Origin of the sequence: Longitalea luteola (genome assembly GCF_017356035.1) — a bacterium.
GTDB lineage: Bacteria > Bacteroidota > Bacteroidia > Chitinophagales > Chitinophagaceae > Niastella > Niastella luteola.
Genome location: NZ_JAFIQX010000001.1, coordinates 916872 through 934885, shown reverse-complemented (window position 1 = coordinate 934885; position 18014 = coordinate 916872). Strand labels below are relative to the sequence as shown.

General features: G+C 46.9%; 10 protein-coding genes. 3 read left to right on the top strand and 7 right to left on the bottom strand.

Annotated elements, in window-relative coordinates:
* Positions 1-19: 19 nt before the first annotated feature.
* The 6 genes from JUB15_RS03520 to JUB15_RS03495 form a co-directional block, all read right to left on the bottom strand.
* Positions 20-622 (bottom strand): RNA polymerase sigma factor, encoded by a 603-nt coding sequence (locus JUB15_RS03520; protein ID WP_207510930.1) that lies wholly within the window; start codon positions 620-622, stop codon positions 20-22.
* Between the two features lie 138 nt (positions 623-760).
* Positions 761-4147 carry a VCBS repeat-containing protein gene (locus tag JUB15_RS03515; RefSeq protein WP_207510929.1) on the bottom strand — a complete coding sequence of 1129 codons (3387 nt, stop codon included), beginning with the start codon at positions 4145-4147 and terminating at the stop codon, positions 761-763.
* Positions 4148-4579: 432 nt separating this feature from the next.
* Positions 4580-6145 (bottom strand): RagB/SusD family nutrient uptake outer membrane protein, encoded by a 1566-nt coding sequence (locus JUB15_RS03510; protein ID WP_207510928.1) that lies wholly within the window; start codon positions 6143-6145, stop codon positions 4580-4582.
* A gap of 46 nt (positions 6146-6191) precedes the next feature.
* Positions 6192-9686, bottom strand: a complete 3495-nt coding sequence (locus JUB15_RS03505) for a TonB-dependent receptor (RefSeq protein WP_207510927.1) — start codon at positions 9684-9686, stop codon at positions 6192-6194.
* Between the two features lie 378 nt (positions 9687-10064).
* Positions 10065-11168, bottom strand: a complete 1104-nt coding sequence (locus tag JUB15_RS03500) for a FecR family protein (protein WP_207510926.1) — start codon at positions 11166-11168, stop codon at positions 10065-10067.
* A gap of 274 nt (positions 11169-11442) precedes the next feature.
* Entirely contained in the window at positions 11443-12021 is a 579-nt protein-coding gene (locus JUB15_RS03495) for an RNA polymerase sigma factor (protein WP_207510925.1), read from the bottom strand.
* A gap of 304 nt (positions 12022-12325) precedes the next feature.
* On the opposite strand from JUB15_RS03495, the gene ung reads away from it, so the two are divergent.
* Positions 12326-12997 carry a uracil-DNA glycosylase gene (ung, locus tag JUB15_RS03490; RefSeq protein ID WP_207510924.1) on the top strand — a complete coding sequence of 224 codons (672 nt, stop codon included), beginning with the start codon at positions 12326-12328 and terminating at the stop codon, positions 12995-12997.
* A gap of 127 nt (positions 12998-13124) precedes the next feature.
* Entirely contained in the window at positions 13125-13868 is a 744-nt protein-coding gene (locus tag JUB15_RS03485) for a lysophospholipid acyltransferase family protein (protein WP_207510923.1), read from the top strand.
* A 127-nt stretch (positions 13869-13995) separates the two neighbouring features.
* Here the strand turns inward: JUB15_RS03485 and JUB15_RS03480 are convergent, their stop codons facing one another.
* Positions 13996-16758: a putative LPS assembly protein LptD gene (locus tag JUB15_RS03480; protein ID WP_207510922.1), complete on the bottom strand. Its 2763-nt coding sequence runs from the start codon at positions 16756-16758 to the stop codon at positions 13996-13998.
* 80 nt (positions 16759-16838) lie between these two features.
* Between JUB15_RS03480 and JUB15_RS03475 the strand changes: the two genes are divergently transcribed.
* Complete coding sequence (locus JUB15_RS03475; protein ID WP_207510921.1) at positions 16839-17864, top strand: N-acetylmuramoyl-L-alanine amidase family protein; 1026 nt, start codon at positions 16839-16841, stop codon at positions 17862-17864.
* The last annotated feature ends 150 nt before the right edge of the window (positions 17865-18014 follow it).

Sequence of the window (18014 nt, the reverse complement as noted above, 5' to 3'; positions counted from 1 at the left end):
TTTAAAAAAGTGGAAGTTGCTAAACGGGGGTATGACAGAGTAGATAAACGAGCAGTAGTAATAATTCGTCCTTATGTACTATTAAGGTAGTTCTGATATGGTGCAAGGCATGGGAAATATGTTCTTTCACAGTGGTTACTGAAACTTTCATAATGCCCGCTATTTCCTTATGCCGCAGGCCGCTTTCCCGGCTAAGGCGGAAAGCCTGCTGCTGGCGTTCGGGCAAGCGGCCGATGACCTGCTCGATCATTCCGGCTCTTTGTTTGAGGATCAGCAATTCTTCGGGAGAACCTGTTTCCTGCAGAAAACGTTCGCTTACAAGCGCCCGGTAAGTTATCTGCCTGGAGCTTTTGCGCAGGTTATTGAATATTTCATTGCGGGCGATAATAAAGATGAACGCGTTCATATCGTTCACCGCCACCAGCGAGCCGCGTTTTTCCCAAAGCTTCAGGAAGACCTGCTGGGTGCTGTCTTCCGCCAGTTCATGCACCTTCAGGTACATCAGCGCCACTGAATACACTTTATCATAGAAAGCAATATACAGTCTGGCAAACGCATCCTGGTCTCCCTCAGCTATTCGCTGCAACAATTCTTTATCGATATGCAAGAAATGATTTTCCAATAAATCGCTACTTGGTCCTGCAAGTTATCAATTTAATTTTCTATGTTTCCCTGGCGGGCATTGTTCTTAATATTTACTTAATATACGCAGAACGCTGAACGCAGAACGCTTAACGCGTAACGCAAAAATGCGAAACGATTACCGCACCTTTACAACTTTCAAAGCGTCGTTATTTACCCCGATCACGATCAGCCTGCTTCCATTGCGCAGTTTCATTAATGCCATATCCTTCACATCGCCCCGCACCACAAACCCACTTTGTGCCGGCGGTATCGCCAAAAAACTCCTGCGGGTGATCCCCTTTAAAAAGCAGCCATAACTCGCATCGTAGCGTCCCGTCATCACTTCATTCTGGTATTCATTGCCTGCCAGCAGCAGATCCGTCATGCCGTCGCCATCAATATCTTCACACAATATAGCATTCACTGGCGCAAATTGCGCTTCTTGCGGTAAATAATGTTGCCTGAAACGTCCACCACCTTGATTTTCAAACCAGCAGCTACGCGTTTCGGTGCAGATAAAACGCTGCAAACTGTCTTTTTTACCCTTAAATATATCATCGAACGTAGCCCTCGCATAATCTGCATGGTGCAGGAACTGCTTTTTGATGGCCGGCACCTGGTCGGCAAACTGCCGCCGGTTGATGCCGGGATATAATCGTTTAACGCCTGTATGGTCTTTAATATAATAAAAGGGAATCGGATCGATACTTCCATTGCCGTCGAGGTCAGCCGCATATAATTCCATGGGAGTGGTGTCGCTCACCTGGTAATCGCAGTTCAATCCCAGATTGCCCGCTACCAGGTCCACATCGCCATCGTGATCTATATCTGCTGCGGCCACACTTCGCCACATGCCGCTCAGGTTACTGATGCCGGTTGCTGCGGTCACTTCCCGTAAGCGGCCGCGATCATTGCGGAAGAACCGTACCGGCATCCACTCCCCTGCTATCACCAGGTCTGTCTGTTTATCATTATCGAGGTCGGTCCAGACGGCAGCTGTGATCATACCGGGTTGAACCAGCTCTTTGCACACGTTGGCCGTAACGTCGGTAAATACGCCTTTGTCGTTTTGCAAAATATAGCTGCGGCCCGGTAAAGGATATTGACGGGTAACGCGGCTGCCGATGAACAGGTCGGGATCGCCATCGTTATCATAATCGCCGCTCTGTACACATCCGGCTATGATGCGAATGTTCTGAGGAAAAGCATTCGGTTGATATTTGAAATGTCCTTTTCCATCATTGTGGTACAAGCGGGGCCTATTATATGGTGAGTTTTCTTCTACCTGTACATTACCGCTGGTCACCAGCAGATCGGGATCGCCATCGCCGTCGGCATCGAGGAAGATACAATCCTGGTCCTCTTCCATTTTAATGCTGTCGGTGAGGGCCTGGGATACAAACTGACCGTTCGGTTGTTGCAGGAACAGCCGACCGGAATAATTAAAGGCCCCACCTACAAAACAATCGGTGAGGCCGTCCTGGTTGACGTCGGCCATCGCTATATACGGACCCAACTGCGAAAATTTCTGCGGCAATAAGCGTTGAACCGCGAAGTCATTATAATTACTTTCCAGATGCCGGTAATGCATGTTGGCGGCTTGTGTTACATCGGAAAAAACAGCCGGCTGGCCGCTTAAGGCCAGTTCATTCCATACTCCTTCCGGCTGTTGTTTAATAACCAATAACGAATCCACTGTCACCTGCCGCAACACCTGGCAGCTATTGTCGGGCCAAATGGTAACAATGGAATCGATATATGTAGACTGGCCCAAACCAAACAGCAATTTTGTATCTGTGGTAGAAAAATATCCTCTCACCGGGTTCTGCTCCTGTACCTGCACCTGTCCCTGTGTATATACTTTTACTTTGGCGCCAAACGCATGCCGGTTCGCCCCTTTGCCTTTTAATTCAATACCAATGAAATGTTGCGTTGGCGGCTTCTTATTGTCATTCGTATTATTGATGAGTACAAATGCTTCTTTATTGATGTTATTAACCACGATGTCCAGGTCGCCATCATTATCCAGATCGGCCCAGGCCGCGCCATTCGACATAGACGCTTCATTTACCCCCGCCTGTTCACTAACATCTGTAAATGTATAGTTGCCATTGTTCCGGTATAAATAGTTGCCCAGCTCCACATGATGTAGTGATTCCAGCTTTTTATTGATCAGCTTTCGTTGTTCTTGCAGATCGGTTATGCGCCCCATTACAGTTGAACTGAACTCCAGGAAATCGGCATTGATAAAATCTCGGCCGATACCATTGGTCACATGAAGATCTTTCCAGCCATCGTTGTCGAAATCGGCCATCAGCACGCTCCAGCTCCAGTCGGTATTTGAAATGCCCGCCATTTGCCCGATCTCGCTGAAGAAGGGAATGGCGGTATCGCCCGCTTTCATCACGCCATTATTCAACTGAAGCATATTTCGCATATACTCCGGCTCGTAACCATAAGCTCTTTCTGCCTGGTAACGTTCATAATTCATGACCGACCAGGTTAACTTGCGGCGTTCGTTGTGCTCCGGCATCATATCCAGTGTCATTACATCCGGCCAGCCGTCATTGTTTATATCAGCCGCATCCGCGCCCATGCTGCTATAGCTCTGATGCTGCATGCTACTGGCAATACAATTGGTAAATGTGCCATTTTGATTGTTCAGCCACAATACATCGTTCGTTAAAAAATCATTGGCCACGTAGATATCGGGCCAGCTATCGTTATTAAAATCGCTTACTACTACGCCCAGGCCGTAACCGTCTTCCTTGATATTGGCGGCCAGCGTTACATCCGTAAATACAGGATGCCTGGCTTCTCTCCCACTCGGGGAGGCCGGGAGGGGGCTGCCGTCATTGCGGTACAATTTATCATTGGCCAGTGAGCGGCCGCTTTTGTCGCGTGGGTAAATCGTATTCGCATTGGCTGCGCTGAGCAGATAATTGGTGAGGTACATATCCAGGTCGCCGTCTTTGTCGTAATCAACAAAAACCGCCTGCGTGCTGTAACTGGTATCTGCGAGCCCGTATTCAGCCGCCAGTTCTTTGAACGTTCCATTGCGCTGATTGATGAACAAAAGATTGGGCGCGCGCTCGAGCAGGTTCTTCCCAAATACACAAACATAAATATCATCATAGCCATCGTTATTGATGTCTACTATGCTTACCCCTGTGGCCCAGGTACTGGTGCCGCAACCTGCAGTAGTGGTAATATCTTCAAACCGGTTATCGCCTTTATTGAGATACAGCTTTGAGCTTTGCTGATTGCCGGTAAAATAAATGTCTTTTAGTCCGTCATTGTTAAAATCACCAATGCCAACGCCACCGCCCATATAACCGAATTCATTGATAAAGGAATGGGTAGAATCGGTTTCATTCACCTGGTTAATAAAATGTATGTTGGTTGCTGATGAGGGCAGTGCCGTAAATAAGGTGTCCTGTTTTTTTGTTTTACAGCTTATTGAAAAAAGAAATGTCATTAATAGCGGTAACCAAAAAGCGATGCGCTTTTGTGATAAACCCATAATAAGAAATTTTTCGATTTCGGGATTTAGAGATCTCGGGATTTGCCTAAACACGAAAAACCAGATCAAATCAGAATCCCTGGATCTCAAAAATCAGAATTTCGGGATTTTGAGATCTGGGGATTTGCCTAAACGCGAAAAACCAGATCAAATCAGAATCCCTGGATCTCAAAAATCAGAATTTCGGGATTTTGAGATTTCGAGATTTGCCTAAACACGAAAAACCAGATCAAATCAGAATCTTTGGATCTCAAAAATCAGAATTTCAGGATTTAGAGATCTCGGGATTTGTTTGCCAGCCAAAAACTGATAAAATCTCGAAATCCCTAAATCTCGAAATCAGAATTTCAGGATTTAGAGATCTCGGGATTTGTTTGCCAGCCAAAAACTGATAAAATCTCGAAATCCCTAAATCTCAAAATCAGAAATGTTTTAGTACCCTCTGTTTTGCCTGGCTATACCCCTTGAGCCGAGTTCGGGGTTATTATCGATTTCAGCCTGGGGAATGGGGAGTAATTCATCGCGATTGGGCCTGAAATAAGAAACAGGATCAGTTGTAAAATATCCCTTCTTTCTCCAACGAATGATATCGCGGTTTCGAATCTCTTCACCACCCAGCTCTACCATTTTTTCGTGCATAATAGCTCTTGTGATCTGTTGCTTATTACCGGTTGGGAACTGGGCTGTTGGGTAATGCGGCATTTGCACGCCCGGCCGGTCGCGTACCTGGTTCAGATAACCTACAGCTGCACTGAAATTGCCCAGCTCATTTTCACATTCGGCCAGCATCAACAACACTTCCGCCAGCCGGATGATGCGTTGATTATTACCACCACCTGCCCGGTCGGCTATAGGATGTTTGTAAATGATGGTAAATTTCCGCCAGCTGATCTTGCGGGTGACGCCATGGACAACAGATGAATTTCCGTTCTGGTTATCGTCGGTGATCTGTGATTCATTATTATTAAAGAAGTCGCCGCTTTCATACACCGACATCTTGAAACGTGGATCGGTTTTGGCCGCGCCCTGGCTGGTCTTTTCAAATTCTTCGAGGTATTTGTTACTGGGAATTAAATTACGCCAGGCGATCGGCGAATACTCCTGGTTGCGCGTAGTTCCCTGCGACTGGCTGGGATCATCGCCGGTGCCGCCCCAGTTAAACTGATTGGGAATATTCTGAAAGTATACGGCTTCAAAAATTGATTCGGGGTTGAACTCCGTTTCTTCCAGGTAATTGTCGCCATAAGGAATATTCATCGAGTATTGATTGCTATTCACCACTGCCAGCAACACGGTTTTTGCGCTGTCATAATCTCCTTTTTGCATGTATACCCGTCCCAACATGGCATTGGCAGCGCCCCTCGTGGCCCTGCCCCGGTCTTCGGTACCATAAGAGACCGGCAACACAGCAGCTGCTTCTTTCAGATCTTTTATTACCTGGTTATATACTTCTGCTTCGGGTACTCTTGGTTGAAACTGGTTGGCAGCAGTTACCGGCTGCAGGTACATGGGTACAGGCCCCCATTTATACAACAATTCAAAATAGGCTACGCCCCGGAAGAATTTGGCTTCGGCCACACACCGGTCGCGCAACGATGTATTATCAGTTACATTCGGACCGTTGGCTATAACGGTATTCGCCCGGTGAATAACGGTATACCAGCCGCGCCATACATCACTCATCACCGCATTATCGGGTGTGGTATTTCCATTCAGGATCTGCGCCCGCGGTACTTCCAGCTGACCGCCACCGGCAGCAAATTCATCACTGCGCAGATCTTCTACAAAGAACCATTCGCGGCCTACCAGCCATCCCCCATGATACATAGAATATACGGAATTGGTTCCCCGCAACAACTCTTCGCTGTTCTTGAAATAGCCGCCCAGGTCGGGGTAGCTGGGATTGGTTTTGTCCAGCCTTTTTTCACACGCTACTATGACGCCCAGTAAAACCAGTACAATGGCAACGCTGAATTTATATAAAGTAGTTCGTTTCATAATAAGCAATTGTTAAAATGAGTCAAATAAGTCAAATGGGATTCACCTAAAAACCTGCCTGTATCCCAAACTGGAAAGAACGTGCAGCAGGATACTGTCCATAGTCTATCCCGTTGGTAAGGGTGGTGTTCTTGGTCCCGATCTCAGGATCCCATCCCTTGTATTTGGTAAAGGTTAACAGGTTCTGTGATGAAATGTATACTCTTATATTGCTTACGGCCCCTTTGGTCACAGATTGCAGCAGGTTGCCGGGAATCGTATACCCTATAACTATATTCTTTAACCGCAGATAAGAACCATCTTCAATCCAGCGTGTAGACGGACGCACATTCTGGTTAGGATCGCCACTGATGGCCCTGGGTATACTGGTATTGGTGTTGGTCGGTGTCCAGGCATTCAATACTTCGGTACCTGCACCAAATAAACGCGCCATTCCCTCGGTAATAATGCGGGTTGCATTAAAGATCTTGTTTCCCTGTACGCCCTGGAAAAACAACGAGGCATCGAAGTTCTTATAGGTACCTGAAAAGTTCAGGGAGTAAGTAAAATCAGGCAGATAACTGCCAATGAATGTTCTGTCATCTGCAGTGATCACTCCATCCGGTTTGCCGTCCGGACCGCTGATGTCTTTGAACTTCAGGTCACCTGGCCGTGTACCCGTAGTTTGAAAGGGACTGGCGTCCACTTCTGCCTGCGTTTGGAAAATGCCGTCAACGATATAACCCAGGTAAGATTGAATAGGTTGTCCGGCCATGGTTCTGGTAATGGGTGCACCACCGCCAAAATCCTGGTCGCCGCCCTGGTCGATCGTTGCATTGGGCGTATTCAGATGGATCACTTTATTGCTGATGAAACTGATATTGCCGGCAATATCCCATTTGAAATCACCCTGCTTTTGGCTATAGGTGAGTTGCAGGTCCAAACCATTATTTTCCATGGAGCCTACATTGGCCAATACGCCGCCACCGCCAAAACCGAACGAAGTGGGTGTTGGCACACTCAGCATCAGGTTATCTGTTTTACGGCGATAATAGTCGGCCGATACGCTGATGCGGTTGCCGAGCAATCCCAGATCAAGGCCGATGTTCAATTGTTTTGTTTTTTCCCATTCCAGGTCGGGGTTAGCCAATGCATTATAGAAGGAAGCGTTACCGCCTGTAGGTATCGTATTATTGAATGGATACAAGGCACCGTTCTGCAATACCACAGCCTGCCACGGATAATCGTTGGGCAGTTGCGAATTGGGTAATGCTGCAAATATGCCTATTCCATTCAGGCCGGTCTCACCATATCCGGCCCTGATCTTCAGTTCCGAGATATTCTTTGCATTTTTCATAAAGGATTCCTGGTTCACCCGCCAGCCTATGGATGCAGAGGGAAAGTTGGCGAATTTATTTCCGGGCGCCCATACACTTAAACCGTCGCGGCGGATGGCAGCACTAAGCAGGTATTTTCCGGCAAACTCATAATTCACCCTGCCTACATAAGAGATCAGCTCGTTTTCGCTTTGGGTAGAAAAGCTCGATGCGTTGATAGCTCCTACAAGCGTTTCTATGCCATTGGAAGTTTGATTACCGCCCTGCTGCGACCCCGCAGCTTTGGTGGTTTGTTGTTCGTATACGGCAGTAAGAGCCAGGTGATGATCGCCAAAGGTTTTGTCGAACGTAAGCTGTTCGGTGAAAAGCAACGTAGTGAAATTGGTGCGAACATCCTGGATATTGGCCAGAGAAGCAGATCTGCCTTTACTGGTATAAATGGGATCGTAATTATGTTGGTTAAGGGCCACATGATCTACGCCGAAAGTGGATTTGAATTTAAGCCAGGGCGTAAAATTCACTTCTGCATAGGCAGTACCCAGGATCTTCAGGTTCTTACGATAGGAATTGCCTAAGAGTATAGCTTCCATCACCGGGTTGACTGGGTCGGCGCCATCTACACTGTTCTCGGCGTCTCTGAAACCGCCTTGTGTGGTAGGATCATAAACGGGCATGTAAGGTAACTGGCGAATGACATTCATCAGTCGCGTTCTGTTATCGGGCGTAGCATCATAACGTTGCTTTGAATAAGCGGTGTACAGATTTTCGCCAAAGCTGAAGACCTTGCTGATCTTATGTTCTGAATTGATGCGGAAATTTCCTCTTTCGTAATACACGCCCTGTGCAATACCATCCTGTTTGAAATAACCGGCCGATGAATAAAAGCGCGACAGGTCGTTGCCGCCGCTCACTGCCAGGTTATGTTGTGTGATGATGCCGCTCTTGAAATAAGCGTCCTGCCAGTCGGTATTGGTTTGCGCATAAGTTTGCGTAGTACCATTATAAATAGGCTGGTTGAAGTTGGCGGGTTCCAAACGGGGTGGCAGATCAATTCCGGCCGCACCATTCAAAGCCCGTTCATAACGCAGGTATTGTTCTGTATTCAGCAGGTCGAGGGTGTTCCATGCTTTCTGGGTGCCTACATAGGAATCGAGCTGAACTTTCAGTTTGTTATCCTTCTTTCCTTTTTTAGTAGTAATGATGATTACGCCGTTAGTGGCTCGTGAACCGTAGATAGCGGCTGCACTCGCATCCTTCAACACTTCAACCGTTTCAATATCGCGACTGTCGAAATGCACCAGGTTGCCGGTAGGAAATCCATCAATCACATACAATGGGTCAGAAGCAAAACTAATGGAACTCACACCGCGGATGCGCACGAGTGGTGAAGTGCCTGGCGTTCCGTTGTTGGTTACAGAAAGGCCGGCTACCCTGCCTTGCAGCGCCTGCTCTACACTGGCCACCGGCAGTTCGGTAATTGTCTTGTTGTTCACCGAAGCAATGGCGCCGGTTAATGTGCTCCGCCGCTGGGTACCATAACCCACAATGATCACTTCGTTCATATTGGTTTGTTCGGCCTGCAGCTGGATGGTGACATTGTCTTCGTTGCCAACTTTAACCGCGTATTCGCGATAGCCTACCATGGAAAAGATGAGTGTTTCACCCACATCGGCCGTGATGACGAAAACGCCTTTTTCATTGGTGCTGGTACCCCTGTTGGTTCCCCGCACCAATACCGAGACACCGTTCAACGGTTCTCCGTTTTCGTTAGTCACTTTACCGGTGATGGGCCGGGGCGGTGTTTCCTCTTCCATCAATAGTTGACGGGGATCGTCGGTGAAGAACATGGCTACATTGTAGGTTTCACCTTTCCGCATCAGCACGATCTGGTTGCCTGAAACAAAATACAGGATGTTCAGAGGCGATAATAAGATGTTCAGCACATCACCAAGGCGCTGGTTGCGGGCTATACAGGATATTTTCTGTTTGGCTGGTATACGCTGGGAGCTGTATACAAATTTTATGTCGGCCAACCGGCTGATCTCACTGAGCACCGATTTCATTTCCTTATTGTCTGCAACCAGGTTAATACGCTGATTCAGAACTTCCTGCCCGTGTACCGGACGGGCATACATCATGCCGGCAAAGCCGGTTATCAATAGTAATGGCAGCAATCCTATTCTCATAAACCGGTAGATTAACTGGTTAACGAGTACTTTTTTCATAAGTTTGTACTATTAGTTGGTTAAAGCAATCAGTTTTAATCAATATTTGTCCCGCTGCATAATTCCTGCAGGACAAATCATCTAAAGCCCTGATATTGGTGCGAACAATGTCGGGGCTCTTTTTTTGCCTGTTCTTTATGGAGGTAACTTGATCATATTACTGGGTTTATTACATAATCATTATATAGGTTCTCTTACTAATTTCATCCTCGCTTTATATGCTTAACGCATAACGCGTAACGCGAATACAGTTCCCCCAATCATGCTCAACGCCTAATGCATAACGTTTATCTCAAATACAGTTCCTATAGCGTTCCTGCGTTTGGCCGTTGCGCATTTAGCGTTCCGCGTTTGGCGTTCAGCGTTCAGCGTTCAGCGTCATCTACATCCATTCGCTTCAATCACTACCTGTCCGTCGATCAGTTCATACTGCGCATCTATGGCGCTGCAGATCAGGTTCAGCTGCTGGTAGAACGACTCATTGGTAAGATCGGCGGTCACCGTGCATTTTTTCAATACTTCGCTGTCGAAAACAATGCTGATGCCGTAGGCTTTACTGAGATCACTGAATACTTTATCGAGCGGTGCATCGTCATAGATCATGGTTCGCGTTATACTGGCCGGTACAATCGGGGCAGGGTTGTTGAGCAATATCTTCTGAAATTTTTGCGCTGCTCTTTCATACAACAGCTGCTGGTTCGGCGTCAAAATGATCTCACTCATTTTGGCGGAAGCCGGCGTGGCTGCCTGTGCATATACGCTCACTTTCCCGGTTCGAACCGTTACCTGTATGGTAGTGTCTTTTTCAAATGAGCGCACGGTAAAACTGGTGCCCAGCACTTTGGTCACAATTTCGTTGGCAAACACCCGGAATGGCCGGTTTGGATTTTTGGTCACTTCGAAAAAAGCCTCGCCCAGCAAATACACATCGCGGCTCGCGCCGTAGCGGGTAGTATCATCGGAACCAAATGTATGCGCATAACTTACGCGGCTTTTGGAGGCCAGGGTAAGCCGGCTGCCGTCGGGCAGGGCTAACACCAGCGGCTGATCGGATGTATTCGTATGTTCTATCAGTTGTTTGGAGGCTACCATGGAAGCATAGGCGAAAGGCCGGCTGGATGTATTGCGAAAATAAAAATACCAGCCGCCGGTTAAACTCAACAATAATACTGCCGCTGCATACCACCATTTAAAAGCAATGACCCTTGCTGTTCGGGGCGCTGCTGGTGTTTGCTGGGTACTGATCGTATGCAACAACCTGCTGATCTCCTGCTCCACTTCCGGCGCAGCTATGGTGGTTTGCTGGAACTGTATGGAACTAACGATCCGCCTGGCGGTAGCGATCACCAGGTGTTTGTCGGGATGTTGTTGCAGCCAGGTATTCCAGAACAGATTGTCTTCTTCACGCTGTTCATGTACCCAGCGGATAAAGTCTTCATCTATTACAAAATCTGCTATATCATAAAGCCGGAAGTCCTTCATATAGCTCGGTTATACGTATAAGTTCCCGTTACCTCGATTTCCTACTGGGTAAAATGGCATATTGTTAAAAAAATACCAACATAGAGCATAAAAGTATCAAAAAGGGCGCAAGGCTGAAGGCGCAAGGCTGAAGGCAAAACGTAAAACGCTAAACGCTGAACGCTGAACGCTGAAAGCAGAACCTGCCTGCGGGCAGGCAGACGCTAAATGCTGAAGGCAGTGGGCAGTGACAACCGGTGCAAACTGCAAACTGGTAATTCGGGGCTGGGGAGCATCATTGATTAAAGATCTCAGCCTGGTACAGATTACGTAATTTTTGAATGGCTTCGTGCAGGAGATTGTATACCGATTGCCGGCTGAGATTCATCAATCCGGCTATCTGGGCATGATCGAGGTGCTGGTAGAATTTTAGATAAATGAGCTCATGCTGGCGTTTCGACAATTGCGCCATGGTCTTGCGTAAGATGGTAGCCTGTTCTTCCGACATCTGTCTGTCGATGATCAGTTTTTCTACGGAGAACTCCTGTAAAAAATCATAGGCGTCTTCGCTTTCCATGGAACCGGTGCGGATGTTATGCTGGTGCAATGATTTCAGCACCTTGTTCTTTACAGCACGCAATAAATAATAACGGGGCGATAAAATGGAAGTGGCATTTTCTCTTCTTTGCCATAAACTGATAAACACCTCCTGGATACAATCTTTAATGAGGGCTTCGTCATTGGTAAAACGTGCCGCATAATTGTATAAGGCAGTATAATATTTTCTCATGATGGCAGCCAGGGCCTGCTCGTCATTGTGTTGCAATCGTTGCAGCCATGTGGCTTCCAACTGTGTGTCATTATTATTCAACATCAGCAGTAAGGATAAGTTAATGTACGCTTAACGCTCAACGCGTAACGCTTAACGCCTGAGTCCGGTTATTCCGCGCTTTCATGTTGCCTCCGCGGGTTCGCCTTTGGCGGATTTTGCGTTGAGCGTTTCGCGTTCGGCGTTTCGCGTTCGGCGTTTGCGTTCGGCGTTCTAATTTAACGCATCCTGAATACTCTTTGCAAAAAAAATATTAGCACGTAGTAACTGTATCAGTTACATAGCAGGTAAATTATCTATATCAAATAAATTCCCTTTCCTTATTTTTATCGCAAATATGTAATGTATCATGGACGTACAAATTGAGGAAAGCTGGAAAACAGCCTTGAAACCCGAATTTGCCAAATCCTATTTTCAAAATATTGTTACGTTTTTGAAGACTGAAAAAATGGCCGGGAAAACCATTTATCCGCCCGGTTCCCAGATATTTAATGCGTTCAACACAACTCCACTCGACCAGGTAAAAGTGGTCATCCTTGGACAAGACCCCTATCACGGTCCCGGTCAGGCGCACGGCCTTTGTTTTTCCGTTGCCGATGGCGTAGCACCGCCGCCTTCGCTGGTAAATATTTTTAAAGAACTGCATAGTGATATTGGTGTTCCCATTCCCAATCACGGCAATCTCACCAAATGGGCCGAACAGGGTGTCATGCTGCTCAATGCTTCTTTAACTGTACGCGCTGCCGAACCCATGAGCCATTCTCAAATCGGCTGGGCAGAGTTCACCAATAATGTCATAAAAAAGATCTCCGAATTAAAGGCCCATGTGGTTTTCATGCTGTGGGGAAAATTTGCGCAGGAAAAACAAGTGCTCATCGATGAAACCAAACACCTGGTATTGAAATCGGCACACCCCTCCCCGCTGTCGGCGCATGCCGGTTTTTTCGGCTGCCGCCATTTTTCAAAAGCCAATGAATACCTGGTTAGAAACGGTATTGATCCAATTAACTGGGCATTGTAAAACCATGTGAATACCGTTTCAGGTAACAAGTTGCAGGGCTTTCAGTTGAGCCTCATGTCTGTCATTTACCGTAACCTGTAACCTGAAACTTGTAACTTGCGCTTTGAACACCGAAGCTTTATTTAGAATGAAAATCATCAAAGAAATAGTAGGCAGAATTTGTGCAGCCTGGGCGGCATTGGTATTTGTTATCACTTTGCTCATAGTGCTGGTCCCCTTCCTGATCTTCAGCTATCCATTGGCCGAGCCTAAAAAGACCAGGCGCTTTGCTGCTATTTCCCGCATCTGGATGGGCATTTACCTTCCTCTCATTGGCTGTCCGCTGAAAGTACGGGGAAGAAAACATTTTGCACCCGGCGAAACGTATATCGTCGTTAGCAACCATAATTCTTTTATGGATGTACCCATCTCCTACCCGGCCATTCCCGGCGGCAATAAAACAATCGCCAAGGTTGAAATGGCTAAGATCCCCATCTTCGGAATGATCTATAAAGCAGGTTCGGTACTCGTTGATCGCAAAAGCGAAGCCAGCCGTAAGGAAAGTTATTTGAAAATGCGCAAGGTGCTGGAAATGGGTTTACATATGTGCCTGTACCCCGAGGGCACCCGTAACCTTACCGGTCAGCCGCTGAAATCTTTTCACGATGGAGCGTTCCGCCTCGCCATCGACAGTGGCAAAGCCATTATTCCCAGTTTGATATTCAATACCCGGAAAGTATTACCGGCCAGCAAACCCTTCTTCCTGTTACCGCATAAAATGGAAATGCATTTTCTGCCGCCTGTTCCGGTTCAACCGGGTGACACCACGCAGACGTTAAAAGAGAGAGTTTTTCAGGTCATGTATGATTACTACACCAGGAACGCAAAGTGATTTCGGGATGTCTGATTTTGAGATTTCGAGATTTTGAGATTTCGGGATTTTGAGATTTAATTATTAAGCTGAACGTAAAGAGATCTCAAAATCCCGAAATCAGAAATCAGAAATTGCTCACCGGGGGTTATTGATAGAAATAACGTGTACGGTTCAGCCTCAGGTCACGCAGGATACCCGACTTCGGACTGATCGTAAAATTGAACGTACGGTACAAGCCCACCGGGGTTACATTGATGCTCAGCTGCCAGCAGTGCATCTCCCGCGAAATATACATGGTAAAGGTTTGTATCTGTGAGGTCTTGATATCGTAATAGCCGTTCATGCCAAACTTCCATTTCGGCGTCAGATTGAAATCTCCGTTCCAGCTCAGGTTGGCGTAGGTATTTGTTTCCCATCCCGAATAATCGGGCCTCAATGCACGCGTAAAGGTCATGGAATACGATAAGCTCAGCGACCACGGCACATTGAAATCAGCAAACTCAGCCGGGTTGGCCCGCGCAAACGCCAATTGCGCCTGTTGTTCTTCGGGCGTTAAGATACCCTGCTGTCGCAAAGCCTCCTCTTTCTGCTCTGCTGCTTTTTTATCTTTTGCCTGGCTTTGGAACGACGTTGAAATGGCGATATTCCCACTCGTGATACGGCCCAGTTTGCTGAAAGAGAATTTCTCCCCTTCCCAGGTATACTTATTCATGCGGTAACCAAACGAATCAACCTGGTAAGGATCGAGGTTAGCACCGGCAGTAATATTGATCTTGTCGAACAGAGTGCTGCGTACATACAGGTTAAATGGCGCCAGCTTGAAGGAGTCGGCCATAAAGTTGTAGCTGCTGGTAAAACCGAAACCATCTATCAACCGGATCTTTTTGATGCCGCCATTCGAAGTATCTTTTTTGGAACGCATTTTCGCCTCTATATTATTATCGATACCAAAGCTGATACCACCAAAGGTCCCTTCTGACGGTGGCCCGTAAATGCTTCCTTCAAAATAAGAGAAGCGCTGAAAGTGTCCCTCTCCCGGATTTTTCCCATATGCGGTATCCACCTGCACATCATAATAGTGCTTTCCCCCGAGGTCTGGCCGGTAACTGGCCGAAACTGTTGGCCTGATCACGTGGCGAATGGCGGTTATCGGGCTCTTTTTACCAAATTTGTCGAACATCCCAAAGATGGCCGTATTAATACCTAAACTGAACGACACATCGCTGGCCCGGTACAATCCTTTTGTCATCTCAACTGTATCTACTTTGTAGGTATTAGGGTTCCATGCCCTTTTCATTCTCCTCTGGTACCATTTCTCCTGGTAACTGATACCCGGCGCTATTTGTAAGGGCCCCAATTGTGGCAGCGATAACTGAATAGGCACCGAGTGCTGCGCGCCCCATTGGGCAGAATCGATCAGGGTCCTGAAACTGAAATTTTCTTCTTTGAAATTTGCCTGGTTGGCCAGCGTACTGTTCAACCCGATACCGAGTTTATGATACCACTTCGACTCGCCGGCAAAATCTTTGGGTTGTAACGGGTAAAATGTATTTACCGTAAAAGACATATTGGGCAGGCTGAGATTGATATCACGCGTCTGGTTATTCTGGCTGTGGTTCGCAGTAGCCGTGAGGTTATACTTCGTACCCCAGGTTTTGGAGTAGGCTATTGATGAAGTGAGTGTATTTGAAAAGTTGAGTGTAGGATTGTTTGGTATAAGCCGGTTGTATCGGGTGGATGCCACATTCACGTTCGCTGAAAAAGTTTGTCCAGGCCTTGCCCTGCTGTCAACCGAATGGCTCCAGTTCACACTGTAGGTCTTTGTATTGTCGAACTCATTCTTCGAACCGGTTGATAAGATCCTCGAGGATTGATACGACAGGTTCATGGTTCCGTTATACCGGTAGCGTTTGCGGTAGGTAGGTGTTAAAAACAACGAATAACCGCCGTATGAATATAAATTCGAACGCAGGGTCACATCAAAATATTCATTGATCACTTTGTAATAGCCCAGCCCTTCCAGTCCCAACCCAAACTGTTCGCTTTGCGAGAACTGCGGAGGCAGAATACCGGAGTGGCGGCCCTGTGATAATGGGAAGAAACCAAACGGAATGTATATGGGAACCGGCACTCCTTCAAACTCGGGGTGAATGGGTCCTGAGATCGCCAGCTTCTGGCTTACCATTTTCATCTTATTGGCGCGAAAAGCAAAATGCGGCGTATCCAGATTACAGGTAGTGAACTGTGACCGGTAAGCATAAAAGTCGCGCTCATTGATCTTCTTTACTTTTTCCCCCTGCACATACATCTCACCCTGCTGGGTAATGGTATTTTCCGTGATCCCCTTCTGGCTTTTAAAGTTATACTTGATGACGTCCGACGACATTTTACTATCCGACTGCACCATGACCGGTTTACCCACCATAGCGCCTGCTGTATCTCTGCGGAACGTGGCCGTTACCATCTGCGACCCCTGATCCATTTCAATACTGTCGGCCGACAGATCCATATCCTTATATTTAACATTTGCTTTGCTGTAGAGGATGATCTTCTTATCAGGCACCACCAGCACCATACTGTCGGATGCCTTATACGCAACCGGTGCATCCAGTGAATCCTGGGAAACAGCAACATTAAACGTGTCTGATTTGTTTATTAATGTATCTTTCGAGGGAATAGTATCTGAGGGAATGGTATCTTTTATCCTAAGTAAAGAATCTGTTTTACCCGGAACAGTATCCAGTAAACGTACGGGCTTTGTAGTATCCTGAACATTTCTGGTTAAGGATTTGGTAAAATCGGGTTTGAAAAAATAATTCGCCCAGATATCAGACGTTAATAGCAAAAGCCATACAGATAAAATCAGGGCCGAACCATCTTTTAAATTATTTTTGCGTCCGTTCATCATATGCAGGTGGTGGGCAAAAATAGGTATTAATGCATTAAGAATATGTGAAGATTAATGTCTCCTAAATTCTTGAAGGATAAATGAATAAAAAAAATTTATATCGCGGTTTTTTAAGTTTTATTGTTGCAGGAATTTTATTTTTTGCAGGTACCCGCGCATGGGCGCAACAGAAACCTGTACTCGGCACTATCATTATCGATCCCGGCCACGGGGGCATTGACCCCGGCGCGCATGGACAATTCTCTACCGAAGCCGCCGTTGCTTTGTCCATTTCACTCAAACTGGGTAAGGCCTTAGCCGCTGAATTACCCGAAAGTAAGCTGATATTTACCCGCACTACCGATGAGCTCCCTGGTGGACTGAACAATATTCATGATGCCTTGCGGTATCGTGCTGATTTGGCCAACCAGGCCAAGGGCGATCTGTTCATTGCCATTCACTGCAATGCTTCCGGTGCAAAAGCCGGCGGGTGGTATGCCAAACGGGTGGTAGGCTATAAAAACCGCACTGTTTATGTGGGAAAAGGGTCAAAAAGACGTAAAAAAACCGTGCGCGTGCCCATTTATGAAAATTATTGGGTCAAGAATCAGATGCACGGCACGGAAACCTATATCTGGGCAGCCGACCGTACCGGTTATAAAGGCGAGGCTATTCAATCAACCGGTGAAACCGGGGAAATGGTAGAGGACAGCACCAATATGCTTGACCTGAATTCGCCCGAAGCCATGATCAGGGCACAGCTCTATGAAAAGAAATATTTCGGTAAGAGCCTGCTGCTGGCCACATTGGTTGAAGAAGAATTTGTTAAAGGCGGCAGGGTCAGCCGGGGTGTAAAACAACGGAATGAAAAAGGCATCTGGGTGTTGCAGGCTACCGGCATGCCCAGCATCCTGGTGGAAACCGGTTTTATTACCCAGACAGAAGAAGAAGAATACATTAACAGCGAAAAAGGACAGGAAGAAATAGTGGCCGCCATTGTAAATGCCATTAAACGTTACAAAGCCAGCCTCGAGGGCGGCATTACCCCGGTTCAACAGGCTTCATCTGCCACATCAGAACCAGCTCCGCCCCCATTGATCCCGGCCGACAGCACCGGTACTCATTAAGCTCTTAAAGTTCAAAGTTCATAGTTCAAAGTTCATAGTTTGGCCACTGCAAAACGTCTGTTAGCATCACATTTAATTATCATATCATCACATTATCCAATTATCGAATTGGTTTTTAGTACTTTTTGAATATTAACGAATTGATAAGCC